General features: G+C 37.3%; 17 protein-coding genes. 5 read left to right on the forward strand and 12 right to left on the reverse strand.

Annotated elements, in window-relative coordinates; translation table 11 throughout:
* The first annotated feature begins 264 nt into the window (after positions 1 to 264).
* On the forward strand, positions 265 to 1,272 hold the full coding sequence (gene cobT, locus ACFILO_RS01845; protein WP_375652653.1) for a nicotinate-nucleotide--dimethylbenzimidazole phosphoribosyltransferase: 1,008 nt from the start codon (positions 265 to 267) through the stop codon (positions 1,270 to 1,272).
* Between the two features lie 26 nt (positions 1,273 to 1,298).
* On the opposite strand, the gene ACFILO_RS01850 is transcribed toward cobT, so the two are convergent.
* The 7 genes from ACFILO_RS01850 to topA form a co-directional block, all read right to left on the reverse strand.
* Positions 1,299 to 1,790, reverse strand: a complete 492-nt coding sequence (locus ACFILO_RS01850; protein WP_015856433.1) for an Lrp/AsnC family transcriptional regulator — start codon at positions 1,788 to 1,790, stop codon at positions 1,299 to 1,301.
* Between the two features lie 21 nt (positions 1,791 to 1,811).
* Positions 1,812 to 2,441: a uracil-DNA glycosylase family protein gene (locus tag ACFILO_RS01855; RefSeq protein WP_375613408.1), complete on the reverse strand. Its 630-nt coding sequence runs from the start codon at positions 2,439 to 2,441 to the stop codon at positions 1,812 to 1,814.
* 27 nt (positions 2,442 to 2,468) lie between these two features.
* Complete coding sequence (locus ACFILO_RS01860) at positions 2,469 to 3,032, reverse strand: thermonuclease family protein (protein ID WP_375628149.1); 564 nt, start codon at positions 3,030 to 3,032, stop codon at positions 2,469 to 2,471.
* 327 nt (positions 3,033 to 3,359) lie between these two features.
* Positions 3,360 to 3,527 (reverse strand): 50S ribosomal protein L33, encoded by a 168-nt coding sequence (gene rpmG / locus ACFILO_RS01865; protein ID WP_004864083.1) that lies wholly within the window; start codon positions 3,525 to 3,527, stop codon positions 3,360 to 3,362.
* A 102-nt stretch (positions 3,528 to 3,629) separates the two neighbouring features.
* Positions 3,630 to 4,802, reverse strand: coding sequence for an MFS transporter (locus ACFILO_RS01870; RefSeq protein ID WP_375628148.1), 1,173 nt, complete (start codon positions 4,800 to 4,802; stop codon positions 3,630 to 3,632).
* Positions 4,803 to 5,067: 265 nt separating this feature from the next.
* Positions 5,068 to 7,344, reverse strand: coding sequence for a ribonuclease R (rnr, locus tag ACFILO_RS01875; RefSeq protein ID WP_375652646.1), 2,277 nt, complete (start codon positions 7,342 to 7,344; stop codon positions 5,068 to 5,070).
* A 3-nt stretch (positions 7,345 to 7,347) separates the two neighbouring features.
* Positions 7,348 to 9,921 carry a type I DNA topoisomerase gene (gene topA, locus ACFILO_RS01880; protein WP_375677751.1) on the reverse strand — a complete coding sequence of 858 codons (2,574 nt, stop codon included), beginning with the start codon at positions 9,919 to 9,921 and terminating at the stop codon, positions 7,348 to 7,350.
* 264 nt (positions 9,922 to 10,185) lie between these two features.
* Here topA and ACFILO_RS01885 point away from each other — a divergent pair, with 264 nt between their 5' ends.
* The gene (locus ACFILO_RS01885; protein ID WP_005773510.1) at positions 10,186 to 10,392 is read left to right on the forward strand and encodes a hypothetical protein; all 207 of its coding nucleotides are present in this window, start codon (positions 10,186 to 10,188) and stop codon (positions 10,390 to 10,392) included.
* On the opposite strand, the gene dprA is transcribed toward ACFILO_RS01885, so the two are convergent.
* From dprA to ACFILO_RS01905, 4 genes are read right to left on the reverse strand one after another with little or no spacing between them, the layout of a single operon-like run.
* Positions 10,322 to 11,554 carry a DNA-processing protein DprA gene (gene dprA / locus ACFILO_RS01890; protein ID WP_375621280.1) on the reverse strand — a complete coding sequence of 411 codons (1,233 nt, stop codon included), beginning with the start codon at positions 11,552 to 11,554 and terminating at the stop codon, positions 10,322 to 10,324. The two genes, ACFILO_RS01885 and dprA, sit on opposite strands and share 71 nt — an antisense overlap.
* Positions 11,511 to 12,143, reverse strand: a complete 633-nt coding sequence (gene plsY / locus ACFILO_RS01895; protein ID WP_273791019.1) for a glycerol-3-phosphate 1-O-acyltransferase PlsY — start codon at positions 12,141 to 12,143, stop codon at positions 11,511 to 11,513. The genes dprA and plsY overlap by 44 nt, the downstream gene beginning before the upstream one ends.
* 11 nt (positions 12,144 to 12,154) lie before the next feature.
* Positions 12,155 to 13,456 carry a dihydroorotase gene (locus tag ACFILO_RS01900; RefSeq protein WP_375632215.1) on the reverse strand — a complete coding sequence of 434 codons (1,302 nt, stop codon included), beginning with the start codon at positions 13,454 to 13,456 and terminating at the stop codon, positions 12,155 to 12,157.
* Positions 13,453 to 14,418 (reverse strand): aspartate carbamoyltransferase catalytic subunit, encoded by a 966-nt coding sequence (locus tag ACFILO_RS01905; RefSeq protein WP_375632216.1) that lies wholly within the window; start codon positions 14,416 to 14,418, stop codon positions 13,453 to 13,455. Before ACFILO_RS01905 ends, ACFILO_RS01900 begins: the two co-directional genes overlap by 4 nt.
* 125 nt (positions 14,419 to 14,543) lie before the next feature.
* Here ACFILO_RS01905 and ACFILO_RS01910 point away from each other — a divergent pair, with 125 nt between their 5' ends.
* Complete coding sequence (locus ACFILO_RS01910) at positions 14,544 to 16,163, forward strand: acyl-CoA dehydrogenase family protein (RefSeq protein WP_375632217.1); 1,620 nt, start codon at positions 14,544 to 14,546, stop codon at positions 16,161 to 16,163.
* Here the strand turns inward: ACFILO_RS01910 and ruvX are convergent.
* The gene (gene ruvX / locus ACFILO_RS01915) at positions 16,148 to 16,627 is read right to left on the reverse strand and encodes a Holliday junction resolvase RuvX (RefSeq protein ID WP_375611932.1); all 480 of its coding nucleotides are present in this window, start codon (positions 16,625 to 16,627) and stop codon (positions 16,148 to 16,150) included. The genes ACFILO_RS01910 and ruvX overlap by 16 nt on opposite strands.
* A gap of 148 nt (positions 16,628 to 16,775) precedes the next feature.
* Here ruvX and gatC point away from each other — a divergent pair, with 148 nt between their 5' ends.
* Entirely contained in the window at positions 16,776 to 17,063 is a 288-nt protein-coding gene (gene gatC, locus ACFILO_RS01920; RefSeq protein ID WP_375606898.1) for an Asp-tRNA(Asn)/Glu-tRNA(Gln) amidotransferase subunit GatC, read from the forward strand.
* 31 nt (positions 17,064 to 17,094) lie between these two features.
* Positions 17,095 to 18,579 (forward strand): Asp-tRNA(Asn)/Glu-tRNA(Gln) amidotransferase subunit GatA, encoded by a 1,485-nt coding sequence (gene gatA / locus ACFILO_RS01925; protein ID WP_375677752.1) that lies wholly within the window; start codon positions 17,095 to 17,097, stop codon positions 18,577 to 18,579.
* Positions 18,580 to 18,657 lie beyond the last annotated feature (78 nt).

An 18,657-nucleotide genomic window follows, 5' to 3' on the forward strand; every position in this document is an offset into this window, starting at 1 on the left:
TATATATTAAACGGCATGCTGATTATGCCTATTAAATAAAAAATAGTTTAAGGGTATCACTGTAAAGGTAGTCATAAGATATTAATAACATTTTGAATCTTGCACGTTTGTTATTGGGGTAGAAAATAGAATATAGAATATAGAAATTATTGCCTTCATAGTATTTAACTTTTTTAAAGCACTGTTAAAAAAACAATAAATTATTTATATCCTGTATATATGACGTGATTTTCATAAATATTGTAGATTTTAAAAGGTATCCTTATGATCGCTAGTCCATTTGATGATTTTCGTGCTTTGCTTACAAATTTACCTGTTGCTGATGAGTTTTCTATAATTTTGGCAAAAAAACGGCAAAAAAACTTAACAAAAGAGCAAGGAACATTGGGAAAACTAGGAGATATTGCTGTTTGGTATGCGGGGTGGAGGGGTACAGAAAAACCTATCGTAACGCGACCTTTGGTTGCTATTTTTTCTGGAAACCATGGTATTGTAGAGGAGAATATTACACCATTTCCACAATCTATGACACAAAAAATGGTAGAAAATTTTGCATCTGGTGGAGCTGCTATCAATCAAATTTGTATTGCTTATGATCTTGGATTAAAAATTTTTGATTTAGCATTGGAATATCCAACAATGAATATTACGAAGGATGCCGCAATGGATGAGCGGAGTGCGGCTGCTACAATGGCATTTGGAATGGAATCCATTGCGGGTGGAACAGATCTTTTATGTATTGGAGAAATGGGAATTGGAAACACAGCAATAGCTTCAGCTTTATGCTTAGCATTGTTTGGAGGGGAAGTGGAAGAATGGACAGGAAATGCTATGGAATCAGAAGGTGATTTTTATCAGCGTAAAATTGCAGCGGTTAAGACAGCTATTTCTTTGCACAAGGATTATTTCAATGATCCTTTTGAGATAATGCGTCGCTTAGGAGGACGTGAGATTGCTGCTATGGTTGGTGCTATTTTAGCAGCAAGAATAGAAAAAATACCCGTTATTTTAGATGGTTTTGTGGCAACAGTAGCTGCAGCGGTTCTTTATAAAATGCATCCAAAAGCTCTTGATCATACCCTTGTTGGACATGTTTCTTCTGAGACAGCTCATCGTAAACTTTTAAAAAAAATTGGCAAAGAACCACTTCTAGATTTGGGGATGCGTCTTGGTGAAGGGACAGGAGCAGCTATGGCAGCTGGTATCGTCAAAGCCGCTGTTTTAACACATGCACAAATGGCAGTTTTGGAACAAGAAAGTTTGAATGCCTAAAAGATCATGAGACGGATATAAAAATCTTAAGAGTTTTGTTCATGCGTCTTGTCGTGTAATTTAATATAATTAAGTGGAAGTTCCGTTGTATATTTAATCTGTTCCATTGCGAAAGAAGATGAGACATCACGGATATCAATTTTAGAAATTAATTTTTTATAAAAAAGATCATAAGCTTCAATGTTGGGCACAACAACACGCAATAAATAGTCAATATCTCCACTCATTCGATAAAATTCAATGACTTCACGGAATTCTTGCACAATTTTTGAAAAACGCTTAAACCATTCATGACTATGTGTATTTGTGCGAATAGACACAAAAACAGTGACGTGTGCGTTTACTTTTTCTGGAGAAAGAACAGCAACACGACGCTGAATGACGCCATCTTCTTCAAGTTTTTGAATTCTACGCCAGCAAGGAGTGGTCGAAAGTCCCACTTTTTTAGCAATATCAGCAACAGAAAGTGTCGCATTTTCTTGCAAAAGATGTAAAATTTTTCGGTCAAGACGATCCATATTTTTTCTCAATATTTTAATTTATAAAAATTTACGCACTAAACAACGCAGATATACAATAAGCTCATCGTTAAACCATGGGTTTTTCTGTAACCAAGAAGTATTTCGCCATGACGGATGAGGCAACGGCATAACATTATAGCCTCGAGGTTGAGGAATGGAAAGAATATTTCTCCAATCACCAACAGTTGCAGAAACGGTTTTATGTTTTAATTCTGTAATGTGCCACTTTTGCGCATAACTGCCAATAGCAAGAACAAGCTTTATTTGAGGCATTGCCTGAAATATCTTTTCATGCCATATTTCTCGACATTCACGTCTTGGTGGTAAATCAGCTTTATTTTTGTCATAACCTGGAAAACAAAATCCCATAGGAACAATAGCAAAGAGAGATTTATTATAAAATTCTTCTTTCGTGACACCCAGCCAATTACGCAATTTTTCACCAGAGCGATCATTAAAAGGGATAGACGTTTCATGGACACGCAACCCTGGTGCTTGGCCTGCAATTGCAATCGAAGCAGTATCGGATAAATAAACGACAGGGTTTGGTTCATGAGGAAGAGGAGGAAAATAATGGGGTTGTTGGACGCAAACACGACAGGAATAGATCTCTTTTTCAAGTTTGATAATTGGGCTACATTGTTTCATTAGTAAATAAAATTAAAAAATATTTTTTTATTCTGTGCGAGGATTTGCTTTGCGCCATTCTTTTGGTCGTTGAAAACTTGATGCCCATATTCCTTTCTTTTTCTTTCTAGCTTCTTGCTCTTCTTTGGGGTATTCATAATAATTTACAGCCCAACCATTATGTACAAGTGTTGCGTTGATATTGCTAACTTGTTTTGTTTTACATGTTGCAAGAATACGGCGATATTTATCTGTTTTTTTCCAGTGACATGTAACAGTTTGATTTTTTAATAGTTGTTCTAAATATTTTTTTGCCTCAAGCCCACAAGGGTAGCGCGCTTCCTTTTTTCCACAAAATTGGTGGAGTTCAGGAGCATCAATTCCAGCTAGTCGAATCTTAATTGAAGAAATCATAATGGTATCGCCATCAATGATTAATGCATTTCCTTCAACAGAGTTTTGAGAAGAAAATTTTTCTTTTTGAGGCAACCGCTGAGTTTTCTTAAAATAAGTTGACATAATGATAAGAATGCTAGCAGCGACAAAAATACTGAAACCGATTACTTTTAGATTAAAGCTTCTTAGATTAAAATGAGAAAAAGATTTTTTCATGAAATAAAGAAACTGCTAACATTATTATAACTCTATTTTAGTATTGTTTATAATTCACCCGAGAAACTTTATTCATATGACGAAACAATGTCTCGTTTTAATGACAAAATTTTCGTTAGATATCACAATAATCAAATACTCATGCAGAATATATGTAAGCAACTTAAATAATAATTCAACTTATCCAAATCCGTACAAAAACAAATTTTAAAGTAAACTTTTTAAACTTAAGGAAATAAAAAATAGCCCTCAAAAAATAACTTTGAAGAGCAATACTCCCACATTTCTTTTGGAGTATAAAATCTATCAATTCAATGATAATTTTATTTATTTAATTTTTGTTTCTTTAAATTCAACGTGCTTTTTTACAACTGGATCATATTTACGCTTGCTCATTTTATCTGTCATTGTACGGCTGTTTTTCTTTGTTACATAGAAAAAACCAGTATCTGCAGTTGATAAAAGCTTGATCTTAATGGTTGCTGCTTTAGCCATAATGTAAATACCCTATTTATACTGAAAAAATATTATTGCTGTCAAAACTTATTTCCGACATCATCAGATTTTCCGGCAACACTACGGATGTTCTCAAAAAAGTCAAGAGCTGATTAATTTTCTCATAAGTTGGACAAACACCAAAATGACATATAAACCGAAAAAAACAGCCATGGCTATTGAAAAACCAAAGGGTTTAAAGATATCCATGGATTTTCCGATAAAGGTCGGTCCGATGAGCATACCAATTCCATAACAAAAAATAAAAGCAGAATTAGCAGCAGCAAGCTCTTGCCCCTTGAGACGGGCTCCTAAATGTGCAAGACTAATTGTATAAAGGCTCGCTGATACACCACCCAGAAAAAACAAATCAAGCATCAGAATCCATGGATATTGAAGAATCCATGGTACTATAAAAGTTCCTATAAAACCTAAAATAGCGCAACTCATCAGCGGGTAGCGTCGATCTTTGGCGTAGTCGCTTATAATGCTGATAGGAATTAAGAGGAAAATATTCCCAAGTGCAAGGGTTGCCATAAAATGTGCTGCTTCATTCTCATTATAACCAATGGATAAACTAAAGGGTATTATAAGAGTTAATACGCCCATTTGAATGGCTCCGTAAACAAGGACCGCCATCATTGCACTTGGAACGTGAAAAAGATAACGAAAAAATGGCATATATTGATTTTTTTGAAATTCTGGACTTAATTTCCAAGCGGTAAGAATTGGTATAGTAGCAAGTATAATAAGGCTATATCCAACAGCAAAAGGAATAAATCCTTGTGTTCCCACTTTTGCTAGCAGCGTTAGACCTATTATAAACCCTAATCCTAAGACAATAGCATAAATAGAAAGGATCAAACCGCGTTTTTTTGGGGGAGCATAACTGTTGATCCAAAACTCTGACAGGATAAACATAACTGTCATGCTGAAATGTAATATAAACTTTAAAATAAACCAAACCCATATGGGATCAAAAAAATAGAATCCTAAAAAACTTAAAGATCCTATCGCCATCATAAGCAATATTGTTTGAGCGATTCCTAAGTATAAGGCAATTCGAGACGTAAAAATAGCTGCAATAATTGTGGCGATTCCACCAACTGTTCCACTATAGCCGATTGTACTGTTGGAAAGTCCTTTCTCTGCCATAAGAAGAGAGACAAGTTGTGTTCCCATTGCCAATGCTGTTCCAACAGTGCCAATGGTTGCAATAGCGGCAATAATTGCACGCAAAGAATTATTTTGAGAGTCAAAAGGTTTTTTTTTCATGAGAATGGCTTAAGGTACTCTTGTTTATTTAAACAATGAAAAGATGAGCTGAAATGAAAGGGAGCCAAAACTATCCTTTGCAGTTTCTCTCATTTTCTAAGTATAAAAAACTGCAAGATTTTTATATGGTTATTATAGACTTAACAATAAAATTTATCCTCTTGTATACTAAAGAAATAAGATTGTATATATAAATATTATATAATATAAGTCATTTCTTAAATTGAATTTATTATTCATATATATTCAATGGAGGGCAAGAAGATTAATTTTTTCTTTTCCCATAAAAAGTATACTTTTGTTTTTTTAATTTGTTTTTATGGTAGGATGTCGGTGAAAATTTTATTGGACGAGGTTTTGTTAACAGTTCAAAGCATAAAGCGCCAGCAAAAGGTTGTACCGTTATAAGTTTTACTTCTACAACATCACTGAGCTGATAGCCTTTATGGCTACGCTGTCCTACAAGAACATGTTGTGCTTCATCAAAATGATAATAATCATTTTTAAGTGTAGAAATATGGACAAAACCATCTGTATTGAGTTTATCAAGTGAGATAAAAAGACCTGCTTTTGTAACTCCGGAAATGCGGCCTGTAAAAATACGACCGATTTTATTCGTTAAATAGTGAGCAACAAGCCGATCAATCGTTTCTCTTTCAGCCATCATTGCACGGCGTTCGTATAAAGAAACTTGCGTAGCAATTTCTGCAAGATTTTGTTCTTGTGTATCTGTTAATTGATCATTTCCTAATTTGAGAGCTTTAATGAGTGCTCGATGAATAATGAGATCAGCATAACGACGGATTGGTGATGTAAAATGTGTATAGTTCTGCAAATTTAAACCAAAATGGCCACTATTTTTAGGGTTGTACTCTGCTTGTGATTGTGAACGCAAAATAACTTGATTGACTAGTTCTTGTTGTTGAGTATGAGCGACCTTTTCTAAAATTCTATTAAGGCGCGCTGAGGTAAGTTCGCTTCCGCGGGAGAGTGGTATCCCCAAACTTTGAAGAAAGCTCCGAAGTATTTCTTGCTTAGCAAGAGAAGGTTTTTCATGAATACGATAAATGAGCGGCTGGTGATGTTGTTTTAATGTTTCAGAAGCTGCAATATTAGCTTGTATCATAAACTCTTCAATTAAACGATGCGCTTCTAGTTGTGGTTCACTCACAACATCTTTTATGCATCCATTTTGATCAAGAATAATCTTTTTTTCTGCAATTTCTAATTCTAGTGGTTGGCGACGATTTCGCGCAGCTTTAAGGCATGCATAGGCTTCCCATAAGGGGTGCAAAATGCTCTCAAAAAGAGGGGTTATTTTTTCATTTATATTACCTTCAATTGCCAATTGTACTTCTTGATAAGAAAGTTTGGCTCTTACACGAATCATAGTACGATGAAAACTATGTTTTCGTTTATTACCGTTTGCATCAAAAATCATACGAACGGCTAAAGCTGGTCTTTCTTTTCCTTCACGCAGAGAACATAAATCATGAGAAAGGCGTTCAGGTAACATTGGCACAACGGTATCGGGAAAATAAACAGAATTTCCACGTTTCAATGCTTCTTTATCTAAAGCACTTCCTGTTTTGATATAATAAGAAACATCTGCAATGGCTACAATAATAATCCAACCATCATTATTTGCTGGATCCTTATCCTTGGTTGCATAAACTGCATCATCATGGTCTTTTGCATCTGGTGGATCAATTGTAATAAAGGGTAATTGTCGCCAATCTTCACGATTATCCATATTGGCAGCTTTGATATGTTTGGCTTGCTCAAGAACACTTTCAGGAAAAATATAAGGAATTCCTTTCGAAAGAAGCGCTATCATTGAGAGTGTTTTCTCACTCTTAATGTGCCCTAAAACATTCTTTATTTTTGCGCTCTTTAATCCGTAACCAGTATTTTTTTTTATTTCGACTTCAACGAGATCACCAATTTGAATCTTCATTTCTGGAGACATTTCAACAATGAGTTCATTGGTTTTGCGGTCTATAGGATCAAGGCGCCATTGATTATTTTCCAATTTTCGTACAATAGCAAATGCGCTTTTGGGAGATACATCAATTTTACGAATAATTCGTCCCGTATAAGGATGGCTTGAGCTTTCAGAATTTTTATTTCGAAAAACTTTTACAAGAATATGATCTCCAACACCAATATTACTTCCTGTTATGTGATGAAAAGAGTGTATTTCAATATTGGGCTTTGGAGAATCTCCCCATTCAAGAGGTTGTGCAATAAAACCTCCATCTTTATCACGTCCACTAATTTTTACTAAAGAAACAGGGGGTAATTTTCCTTTGTTTATTGCTCTTTTGTGGTGTTTAGATATGAGATTTTGATCCTTTAACTCACGTAACATATCTCTAAGCCAGATACGAGAATCGCCTTTTAAGTTAAAAGCTTTAGCGATTTCTCGTTTACTTGAGTGGTTAGGATTCTCAATTATAAAGGAAAGGATTGCTTCCTTATTGGGAAAAGTTTTCCCCTTGAATGAAGAGAGATATTTTATGTTTTTTTCACCTTTAGCCAAAATTTATGTCTCTTTTATTTTTGCTTTTGTTTTAGAAGAAGCTCTTTTTGAAGTTGTTTTTTTACTCGATGCTTTAGCCGATATAAGTTCTAGTGCCTCTGGAAGTGTTACACTAATGGGATCTTTATCTTTTGGCAATGTTGCATTAATTTTACCCCAATTGACATAAGGACCATAACGCCCGTTGCGCACGGTAATGGTTCCTCCTTCGGGATGCTCTCCTAATGTTGCCAATGCTTCAGGTGTTGTTCTGCTTTGCCTGGTTTTGTTTTCTTGTTGTTCTGCTAATACTGTAACAGCACGATTGATACCAATATCAAAAACTTCATCTGCATGAAGAAGGCGCGCAGATTTTCCGTTATGGCTAAGATAGGGACCATATCGTCCAATCGTAGCCGTGATTGTTTTTCCGGTTTCAGGATGAATGCCAATTTCACGGGGAAGGGATAGTAAAGCCAAGGCTTTATCAAGGGTTACATTTTCTGCCTGCCATTCTTTTGGTAATCCTGCACGCTTAACTTCTTTGCTTTCACCAAGTTGAATATAGGGACCAAACCGGCCATTACGAAGAGAGATCTCTTTTCCTGTTTCAGGGTCAATACCAAGTATAACAGGTTCATCATTGCGTACAGCTTCATTCTCTTCTCCAGTATCTGTACCAAGTTGGTGTGTGTATTTACATTCGGGATAATTGGAACAGCCAACAAAAGCACCATAACGCCCAAGTTTTAATGATAATTGACCATTTTTACAAAGAGGACAGGAACGCACATCACTTCCATCTTCGCGTTCAGGAAAGGCGAGAGGTGCTAATGTTACATTTAAAGCATCAAGAACATTGGTTATACGGAGTTCTTGGATATTGCTAATAGATGCATTAAATCCATCCCAAAAATCTCGCAATACGTCTTTCCAAGAAAGTTTGCCGTCAGAGATAAGATCCAGCTTTTCTTCAAGATCTGCTGTGAAACCATATTCTACATAGCGATTAAAAAAATTTTCAAGAAAGGCCGTAACAATACGTCCCTTGGCATCGGGAATAAGCTTTCGTTTATCAATGACAATATATCCACGGTCACACAATGTCGCCAATGTGGATGCATAAGTTGAAGGACGACCAATTCCTAACTCCTCAAGCTTTTTAATTAATGAAGCTTCAGAATAACGAGAAGGGGGTTCTGTGGTATGTTGTACAGATTCAACTTTTTCTTTTGTAAGTGCTTCACCAGTGTTTATTTGTGGTAAACGTGTTGTTTCATTTTCTTCATTATTTTCTTCGTCTCGTTGATCCGTGTAGACGGAAATAAAGCCATCAAAGCGAATAACAGATCCTGTTGCCCGTAGATTTGCACAGTTTTCTCCTGTCTGTGCTTCAATTTCAACAGTTGTACGTTCAATTTCAGCAGAGCGCATTTGGCTGGCAATGGCACGCTTCCATATCAGATCATAGAGCTTTGCTTGATCGCTATCGAGAAAATTACGGACTTGACTAGGATTGCGTTGAAAATCTGTTGGGCGGATCGCTTCATGTGCTTCCTGTGCATTTTTTGCCTTTGTTGAATAAAAACGTGGCTTTTCAGGAATATAGTCTTTTCCGAAAGTTTCATGAATAACTTTTCGTGCTGAATCAATAGCCTCTGGTGCTATCTGCACACCATCGGTACGCATATAAGTAATAAGCCCTGCCGTTTCACCATTAATTTCAATGCCTTCATAAAGCTTTTGGGCAATTTGCATAGTGCGAGAAGCTGAAAAACCTAGTTTTGAAGAAGCTGCTTGTTGTAGTGTAGAGGTTGTAAATGGAGGAAAAGGATTTCTCTTTGTAGGTTTTGCTTCAACACTGAGTGTATGATATTGAGCTTTCTCCAGCATAAAGCGAATTTGGTCTGCTTGTTCTTGAGATTGAATATCAAGCTTGCCTATTTTTCTTTGATTAAACATTGTCAATCTTGCTTGGAAACTATCATTTCGGATGGTTTTTAACTGTGTTGTAATGGACCAATAATCTTCTTTGATAAAATGTTCTATTTCTGATTCACGATCACAAATAATACGCAAAGCAACCGATTGAACGCGTCCTGCTGAACGCGCACCAGGGAGTTTACGCCATAAAACAGGTGAAAGTGTAAAACCAACGAGATAATCGAGAGCACGACGTGCAAGATAAGCATCGACAAGGGATGTATCAATATCACGTGGATTATTCATAGCATCAAGCACAGACTTTTTGGTGATGGCATTGAAGACAACTCTTTTAATAGGTTTATCTTTTAAAACTTTTTTTTGACGAAGAACATCCAGAATATGCCATGAAATAGCTTCCCCTTCACGATCAGGGTCTGTTGCTAATATAAGGCTATCAGCTTCTTTAACGGCTTTTGCTATTTCATTTAAACGTTTAGCGGCAGCAGAATCTATATCCCATTTCATAGAAAAATCTTGATCCGGTAAAACAGAACCATCTTTTGCAGGCAAATCACGAACATGTCCAAATGATGCGACAACTTTGTATTGAGACCCAAGATATTTATTAATTGTTTTTGCTTTTGCTGGAGATTCAACGATAACGATATTCATAATTTTACCCAAATATTGAAATAAAAATTTTTTTATAAACGCCTTTTACGCGAATAGCTAATGCCAATTGCTTAAGAGCACATAAAAAAATATTAGCCATATAAAAAACATGAATATTGTACAACTTATGATTGTCATTATTAGAGTACACCCTATATAGAATTACACGATTTATTTTCCACTGTTATTACAAAAACATACGGCGAAATACTAAGATAACGTCTATTGAGAGGTAGGAGGGGAAATGCTCAAGGATAGAGGATTATGTTTATAAATCATTTAAAAGTTATCCAATATATTACAGACATGTCAAAGCAAATGAATCAGATGGCGCGTCAGGCGCACAGTCCGCTTTTAGCATTGCTTTTGGATATGGTTGCCAAAGAAGGGCAAAGCATTATTAATAGTGCTGAGGCTCTTGGGGAAGATCAAGATTCGACAATGACACACAACCACCAGAGTGTCGAATAAGCTTTCCAGCAAGCTCGAGTTCTACCAACAAGAGGTAGAGAGTTGGGAGTGAAATACCTGAGTGGATACTGAGTGTGTCTAAGTCGATTGGCGTTGTTGAAAGAGCGGAGAGAACTGCTGCACGTGCTGCATCATCATCTGCTAAAGAGAGATCGCTGTTTTTTTCATCTGCTAAATTAAAATTCTCCTTTTCAAGTTGTAAGGAGGATGGTTCCTCAAAAAAATTGAGTTGCGAATTTGGAAGCGGTGAAATTAATGGCGTAAGTGTTTCTATAATGTCAGAAGGATGTGTGGTGAGTAGAGCACCGTCTTTGATAAGATTGTTTGTACCAACAGATCTTGGATCAAGTGGAGAACCGGGAATGGCAAAAATTAGCCGTCCCATTTCAGCTGCTTGACGTGCGGTAATTAAGGACCCTGAGCGCAGGGCTGCCTCTACAACCAAGAGACCAAGTGATAGAGCTGCAATAATACGGTTTCTTCTTGGAAAATCGATAGCACGCGGCTTCCAAGAAATGGGCATTTCGCTGATGATGGCTCCACCGTTGGCAATAATATCTTCATGCAACTTTTTATTTTCAGGAGGATAGATATGATCAATTCCTCCCGCCATGACTGCAACAGTTCCTGTTTTTAAACTTGCTTGATGCGCAACGCTATCAATTCCACGAGCGAGCCCAGAAATTGTTACAAAGTCTGCTTCTCCGAGAAAACGCGCAAATTGAGCTGTAAGCTTTTTTCCCGCAGCTGAAGCATTTCGAGAACCTATAATTCCAATAGAAGTTTTTTGAAAAATTGAAACATTACCTTTGATAGCAATAAGCGGCGGGGGGGCTTCTGTAACCTTAAGAAAAGCTGGATAATCTGGTTCGCCCATACCAATAAACCGGACACCTAATCTTTCAGCTTCTTGCATTTCTTTTTCTGCATCTTCTAAGCTTGCTATTTTTATAGATACAGAACCACCACCTTTTCTACTAAGCTCTGGCAGCGCTGCCAGAGCATTTTCTGCTGTTTTATAATGATCAATGAGATTGCGAAAACTAACAGCTCCAATATTTTCACTGCGCAATAACCGTAACCAGCTTAGACGTTGACGATCAGTAAGCAGGATTCCTTTATTTATCTCCGTGTTGCGTACCAATCTTACTTTCTTCCCCAATTAATAATCTACTGATATTTGCAGAATGTTTTATAAACACAAATACGCTCATCACAATCAGCATACAATAGAAATAAGAAGCGGAAAAATAAAAAACAAATATCGGTGTGATCGTAACAGCAATAAGCGCAGATAATGAAGAATAACGCATGAGAAGAAAAATCGCACTCCATACAATAATAAAAATAATTGCTGCGGGCCAATAGATTCCTAAACAGACCCCTAGATAGGTAGCAACACCTTTGCCACCTTTAAATTTAAGCCATACGGGGAAAAGATGTCCTAAGAAAGTAAAAAAACCCGCTAGAGAAACAAGTATACTATTGTCTAGCGGATTACTAAAAAACTTTATAATCAAAACAACGATAGTTCCTTTTAACATATCACAAAGAAGTGTTAGAGCAGCAAGCTTTTTATTTCCTGTTCGTAAAACATTTGTTGCTCCAATATTGCCGGAACCGATTGTTCTTATATCACCAATTTTGAACAATCTCGTAAAAAGAAGACCAAATGGAATCGAGCCAATGAGATAAGATATGAGGAAAATAAACCATGGAGTGGACTGAAAAAATATTTCTGCTTCATTCATTAAGAATCTCATTAAATTTGTTGATCAAGTTTAAAAACGTTTTTCCCTTTCACAAAGGTCTGGAGCACGCGTCCTTGAAAACGTGCATTCTCAAAAGGGGTATTTTTTGAACGTGAATAGAGCTTCTCTTTCGAAACAACCCATGGTTCTTCAAGATCAACCACAATAAGGTCTGCATGAGCCCCTTTTTTGAGTGTTCCTGCATTGAGTCCAAAGAGCTTTGCAGGCGCCGTTGACAAAAGTTCCGTTATCCGTAGAAGAGATAGGCTCTCATTATGATAAAGACGTAAGGCTGCGCTCAATAAGGTCTCCATACCAATAGCGCCAATTGCCGCGTCATTAAATGGTAAATGTTTTGTGTCGATACTCTGAGGATCATGAGAAGAGACAATAACATCTATAATCCCATCCTTTATTGCTTCAATCATTGCTACACGGTCTTCTTCTGTACGCAATGGGGGCATTAAGCGAAAAGAAGTGCGATATTGTCCAATGTCATTTTCATTGAAAGATAAATGATTAATAGATACACCCGCTGAAATTTTCTCACTGCGTTTTTTACCTAAACGAAGTGCATCAGCAGAGAGTGCTGTCGATATTTGAGCGGCATGATAGCGTGTTTGCGTTAATGCTGCTAAACGTAGATCTCTTTCAAGTGGGATAACTTCTGCTTCGCGAGGGATGCCAGAAAGACCAAGCCAACTGGCAAGCAGTCCTTCATTCATCACACCTTGCCCTGTAAGATCTTTATCTTGCGTTTCATGCATCAATGGAACATCAAAATCACGTGCATAAGTCATTGCACGCCGTATAACAGATGAATTTTGAAGTGTTTTTTTTCCTTCACTAAAGGCAACGGCTCCAGCATCTTTGAGCAAACCAAATTCGGTTATTTCTTGTCCGTTGAAACCTTGTGTGATTGAAGCAACGGGATAAATATTGACCAATGACATTTCCTGTGCTGTATGCGTAATAAATTTAACGAGTGCTACATTATCAATAACTGGATGCGTGTTTGGCATCATAAGAAAGGAAGTAATACCACCTGCTGCGGCCGCGTAACTTGCTGATGTAATTGTTTCACAATGTTCATTCCCTAATTCTCCAACAAAAACGCGCGCATCAACAAGTCCAGGGAGAATTGCTTTGTTTTGTGCGTTAATAACTTCTGCTTCTTCAGGAAACCCCTGATTCAGAGCTTCTTTTCCAGCGGCTATAATTCGTCCATTTTCAACAATAACTGTACCAATTTCATCGATTGCGCGCGAAGGATCAATAATACGAGCATTTTGAAAAACAATTGGTTTTATCATTTTTTTTCTCCACTGATCTTTGCGCGTGAATCTAATAAAGCCTCCATGACAGCCATACGCACTGCAATTCCCATTTCTACTTGTGTATGAATCATACTTTGTGGTCCATCTGCTATGTCGGATGCAATCTCTACACCACGGTTTAATGGGCCAGGATGCAGAATAATAGAATCATTTTTGGCATAGGCTAAATTTTCTTTATGTAAGCCAAAATAATGGAAATATTCACGCGTAGAGGGAATAAAAGAGCCTGTCATCCGTTCATGCTGTAAGCGCAACATCATGATAACGTCAGCATTTTTAAGACCTTCTTTCATCGTGTTAAAAACCTCAACACTCATATGAGCGATTTCTGCGGGTAAGAGTGTTGAGGGAGCAACAGCACGAACACGAGCACCCAAAGCATTGAGACACAGGATATTGGAACGGGCAACACGTGAGTGTAAGATATCTCCGCAAATCGCAACAGTTAATCCTTCAATACGACCTTTTGCCCTTTTAATGGTTAGAGCATCTAATAAAGCTTGGGTTGGATGTTCATGAGCACCATCACCTGCATTAATAACACAACAATCAACTTTTTGTGCTAATAAAGCTGCCGCTCCTGCACTGTTATGGCGAAAAACCAGTATATCTGGCTTCATCGCATTGAGAGTTATAGCTGTATCAAGTAATGTTTCTCCTTTTTTTACAGATGAGTTGCCGATCGCAAGACTCATCACGTGTGCACCTAGCCTTTTACCCGCTAATTCAAAAGAAGATTGTGTTCGCGTAGAGGCTTCAAAAAAGAGATTAATTTGAGTCCGTCCATGCAAAGTAGATTTTATTTTATCAATTTTGTTAGAAAGGATAATATTTGCTTCTGCACGATCAAGCAATGTATTAAGATCTTGTACACTCAGATCTTTAATAGCTAAAAGATGTTGATGAGGGAAAAGTGGGAAAAAATTATCTTGCATCATAGCATTCTTCTTTATCTCTCTCTAAACAGGTTAAACAAGCATTTGTTTGAATATGATAAATGTTTCTTAACTCTAAAAAGACAAATAGTCTATGATATGAATGATTTGAATGTAGGAATATACCTATGAGTGCTGTATCTGCGCAAAATACTCGTCGAAAAAATACATTTCTTAGCGATACGCTTATGTTTCGTATTGCTTCTACTTTGCCTAAGTTTTTGTTAGCAAGTTTTGAAGAAATAGGGGATTTTGCCGCGAGTCGAGAAGCATGGAAACTTTCTTGCTTAGCGAATCATTATAAGCCTTTACTATGCTATAATGATGAATGGGGCCAACCAACAGAAAGATTAGAGATCCATTCTTCCTATCAAGCTCTTCAACAATATTCTAGACAAGCAGGTTTGGTTACCTCGCTTTGGGAAAATACGAGCTCAGAAAATGGAGTACGCTATCAAGCTCGTGCGATTCGTTTAGCTTTATCTGCTGGTTTAGAAACAGGACATTTGAATGAAGTTATCATAACGAGTGCAGCTATTGCTGTTTTAATTAGTGATATTGAGCTCTTCAAAAAATGGCAAAATGTACTTTTATCACGCCAATATGATTCCTCATCAAAGCCTATTCATCATAAAAAGGCTGCTTCTCTAACTTGTGCATTTGACGATATTGAAAAATACGCTTTCAATTTTCCAAGTGTTAAGAAAATTTCTTTCGATGAAAGTATGGAACGTGATCTATATCGTTTAAATGTTGTAAAAACCAACGTTATTAATCCTACCGCTGACGGATATCTTGTTAGTGCAGATTTAGATGGTCATTTAAGTTGTTTTTTTATTCCACGCATACAAGAAAATGGCGCATTAAATGGATCTATATCGATTCGTCATTTAATTCAGCGATCTGGAGAACTTTTAACACCAGAGGGGGTTGTCGACTTCCAAGGCAGTTATGGCTGGCTTTTGGGAAATGCTGGAGAAGGGCTTAAAGTTATTAAAGATATCGAGACGATGATGCGTTTCGATCAATCTGTCATATCGGCAGGTGTTTTACGAGCGGCTCTTCAATTTGGTATGGATTTTTTCCGGAAAAAAATGCCCAATCAGCCGTTACCTCCACTGACAGAACGTATTTTTGCAGATATTGCATTAGATATAGCTGCCTCACAAGCATTGGTTTTGCGTTTAGCGAGAGCATTTGACAATGCAGCAAATGACCGTTCTGAAGCGGCTTTTGCCCGCATTATGACACCTATTATTGCTTATCATGTAAGTCAATTGGTTGTGCCTATTGTTGGTGAAATTATTGCACAACTTGGTATTGAAAGTTTTATAGAGAATAATCCATTATCACAAATGTTGCATAATGGGCCTGCGCGAATTGTGAGAAATAGTTCTGCTAATCAATTGGTAAAGGATGCCATTCTTATTGCTGAAAAAGCACCGGGATTGTTTCAGAAATTGTTGGAAAAAATTGCTCTTGATATTGGACCAGCGGGACCCCGAGCAATTGAAATTATTAAGTCAGCAGGTGATATGGCATCAGCAAATGAAGGTGCAGGAAGATTTTTTGTTGAACAAGTAGCTTATGCAGCAGCAGCAGCAGCATTACGTTCTACAGACATAGAACATGTTGCGAATGCCTATATGGAAAGCCGCCTTGGGGGACAATGGAGATCTTCTTACGGGATGCTCATTGCACGATATAATGCAGGGCATTTGCTCAATGTTCTCTATCCTTCCATATGATGAAAGTTTTGAATTCTATTGAGAGCACCTTGCAATATAAAAGCGGCGGCTGCCGAATCAATACGGCTTGCTCTTTTAGCGCGCGATACATTCATTTCTAAAAGAGACCGTTCCGCAGCAATTGTTGATAAACGTTCGTCCCAAAAAACAAATGGAATTTTTGTATAAGCTTTCATATTGCTCACAAAAGCTCTGGTTGCTTGAACACGAGAGCCACTGCTTCCATTCATGTTAAGAGGTAAGCCAATGATAATAACGCCTACATTTTCACGGTCAAAAATTTTAATAAGTGTGTAAGCATCTTCTGTAAATTTTTTTCGCTGTAGTACAGGACGCGGATTTGAGACAGTCAGCCCCATATCAGAAATCGCAATTCCGATAGTTTTTGTCCCTAAATCTAAGCCTGCTATTGTTTGTCTAGGCAAAAGATGTTTTATAACTTCATCTATATTAATAACAGTCATAAAGGTATAATACGTTTTTTAATGTTTCAGATCTATAGTTATATTCTTTATTCATGTTATCTAATATTCTTGCACTTACAAGTGCAGCCTTGTATAGCCAGAATAAAGATCAAATAAATAAACAAAAAAGCAGAAAGGCGTAAAGAGTATGTCTGTTGATCAAGAGACAGTCAAGCGGATAGCACATTTAGCAAGGATTGCCCTCCACGATGATGAGATAGAACCTGTGACAAAAAAATTCAATGCTATTTTAGGTTTTGTAGAGCAATTGAATGAAGTTGATGTCAGTGGAGTTGAGCCATTAACATCTGTGATGCCGATGACTCTACGAATGCGTGAAGATAGTGTTACAGATGGCGATAAAGCAGCAGATATTGTAGCCAATGCCCCTGTTACAGAAGAAAATTTTTTTCTTGTCTCAAAAATTGTTGAGTAACTTTTTATATTTTTGAAATTTGAGAACCAATATGACTGATTTAACAACTCTCACAATTGCGCAAGCTCGTGATGCTCTAACAAAGAAAAATCTCAAAGCAACAGAATTAACGGAAGCTTATTTACAAGCAATAGAGTTGGCGAATCCAACTTTGAATGCTTATGTAACAATAACAGCAGAACAGGCAATGAAAATGGCTGCTGAATCAGACAGTCGCTTAGCGAAAGGGCAGGGAGGGCTTTTGGAAGGAATTCCCTTGGGGATTAAAGATCTTTTTGCAACCTATGGTGTTCATACTCAAGCCTGTTCAAATATCCTTGATGGTTTTAAACCGCACTATGAATCAACTGTCACGGCTAATTTATGGCAAGATGGTGCTGTGATGTTAGGAAAACTTAATATGGATGAGTTTGCTATGGGCTCATCCAACGAAACATCATATTATGGTCCCGTTATTAGTCCATGGAGAAAAAAAGGCTCAAATGAAAAACTCGTACCCGGTGGTTCTTCGGGGGGATCCGCAGCCGCTGTTGCTGCACAAATTTGTGCTGGTGCAACTGCAACCGATACAGGTGGCTCAATACGTCAACCAGCAGCTTTTACTGGAACTGTGGGAATAAAGCCAACTTATGGACGTTGTTCGCGATGGGGCGTTGTCGCGTTTGCTTCATCTCTTGATCAAGCTGGACCTGTTGCTAGAGATGTTCGTGATTGTGCTATCTTACTCAGATCAATGGCCTCTTTTGATGAAAAAGATTCTACTTCCGTCAATTTACCAGTTCCTGATTATGAAAGTTATCTTGGTCAATCAATCAAAGGAATGAAAATCGGTATTCCAAAAGAATATCATGTGGATGGAATGTCTCCAGAAATTATTGAGCTTTGGCAAAAAGGAATAAATTGGTTAAAAGAAGCAGGTGCTGAGATTAAAGATATTTCTTTGCCCCATACAAAATATGCTCTACCTTCTTATTACATTATAGCTCCTGCAGAAGCCTCTTCTAATTTAGCGCGTTATGATGGTGTGCGTTTTGGTTTGCGCATGCCTGGGAAAGACATCATTGAGATGTATGAAAATACGCGTTCTGTTGGTTTTGGTGATGAAGTCAAGCGGCGTATTTTGGTGGGGACTTATGTCCTTTCATCTGGTTATTATGATGCCTGTTATCTAAGAGCTCAAAAAGTAAGAACACTCGTAAAACGTGATTTTGATCAATGTTTTGCTTCAGGCATTGATGCTATTTTGACACCAGCAACACCAACATCTGCTTTTGGTATTGCTGATGAAAAAATAAAAACTGATGCTGTAGCAATGTATCTTAATGATATTTTTACGGTACCAGTCAATATGGCTGGTTTACCAGGAATTTCTGTTCCTGCTGGTCTGTCATCAAATGGTTTACCTCTAGGATTGCAATTGATTGGTAAACCTTTTTCTGAAGAAGTCATTTTTCAGATAGCGCATATTATTGAACAAGAAGCAGGAATATTCAGTGCAGAAAAATGGTGGATGTAATAGTCAAAATTCACAAAGGAGCATTTCTCATCCTTAATGAGAAATGCTTTTTTTAAAGGTGGAGGGAATGAGCTCTAT

The organism is Bartonella sp. AP72JLCBS, from assembly GCF_042195705.1.
Taxonomy (GTDB): Bacteria; Pseudomonadota; Alphaproteobacteria; order Rhizobiales; family Rhizobiaceae; genus Bartonella.

What these genes read in the sequence shown, in the direction of transcription:
- ruvX (WP_375611932.1), bottom strand. Translation starts at nt 16,627, where the DNA reads ATGACTGTTATTAATATAGATGAAGTTATAAAACATCTTTTGCCTAGA.
- ACFILO_RS01885 (WP_005773510.1), top strand. Translation starts at nt 10,186, where the DNA reads ATGTTTATAAATCATTTAAAAGTTATCCAATATATTACAGACATGTCA.
- ACFILO_RS01850 (WP_015856433.1), bottom strand. Translation starts at nt 1,790, where the DNA reads ATGGATCGTCTTGACCGAAAAATTTTACATCTTTTGCAAGAAAATGCG.
- gatC (WP_375606898.1), top strand. Translation starts at nt 16,776, where the DNA reads ATGTCTGTTGATCAAGAGACAGTCAAGCGGATAGCACATTTAGCAAGG.
- ACFILO_RS01860 (WP_375628149.1), bottom strand. Translation starts at nt 3,032, where the DNA reads ATGAAAAAATCTTTTTCTCATTTTAATCTAAGAAGCTTTAATCTAAAA.
- gatA (WP_375677752.1), top strand. Translation starts at nt 17,095, where the DNA reads ATGACTGATTTAACAACTCTCACAATTGCGCAAGCTCGTGATGCTCTA.
- topA (WP_375677751.1), bottom strand. Translation starts at nt 9,921, where the DNA reads ATGAATATCGTTATCGTTGAATCTCCAGCAAAAGCAAAAACAATTAAT.
- cobT (WP_375652653.1), top strand. Translation starts at nt 265, where the DNA reads ATGATCGCTAGTCCATTTGATGATTTTCGTGCTTTGCTTACAAATTTA.
- ACFILO_RS01870 (WP_375628148.1), bottom strand. Translation starts at nt 4,802, where the DNA reads ATGAAAAAAAAACCTTTTGACTCTCAAAATAATTCTTTGCGTGCAATT.
- ACFILO_RS01900 (WP_375632215.1), bottom strand. Translation starts at nt 13,456, where the DNA reads ATGATAAAACCAATTGTTTTTCAAAATGCTCGTATTATTGATCCTTCG.
- rpmG (WP_004864083.1), bottom strand. Translation starts at nt 3,527, where the DNA reads ATGGCTAAAGCAGCAACCATTAAGATCAAGCTTTTATCAACTGCAGAT.
- ACFILO_RS01910 (WP_375632217.1), top strand. Translation starts at nt 14,544, where the DNA reads ATGAGTGCTGTATCTGCGCAAAATACTCGTCGAAAAAATACATTTCTT.
- plsY (WP_273791019.1), bottom strand. Translation starts at nt 12,143, where the DNA reads ATGAATGAAGCAGAAATATTTTTTCAGTCCACTCCATGGTTTATTTTC.
- ACFILO_RS01905 (WP_375632216.1), bottom strand. Translation starts at nt 14,418, where the DNA reads ATGATGCAAGATAATTTTTTCCCACTTTTCCCTCATCAACATCTTTTA.
- ACFILO_RS01855 (WP_375613408.1), bottom strand. Translation starts at nt 2,441, where the DNA reads ATGAAACAATGTAGCCCAATTATCAAACTTGAAAAAGAGATCTATTCC.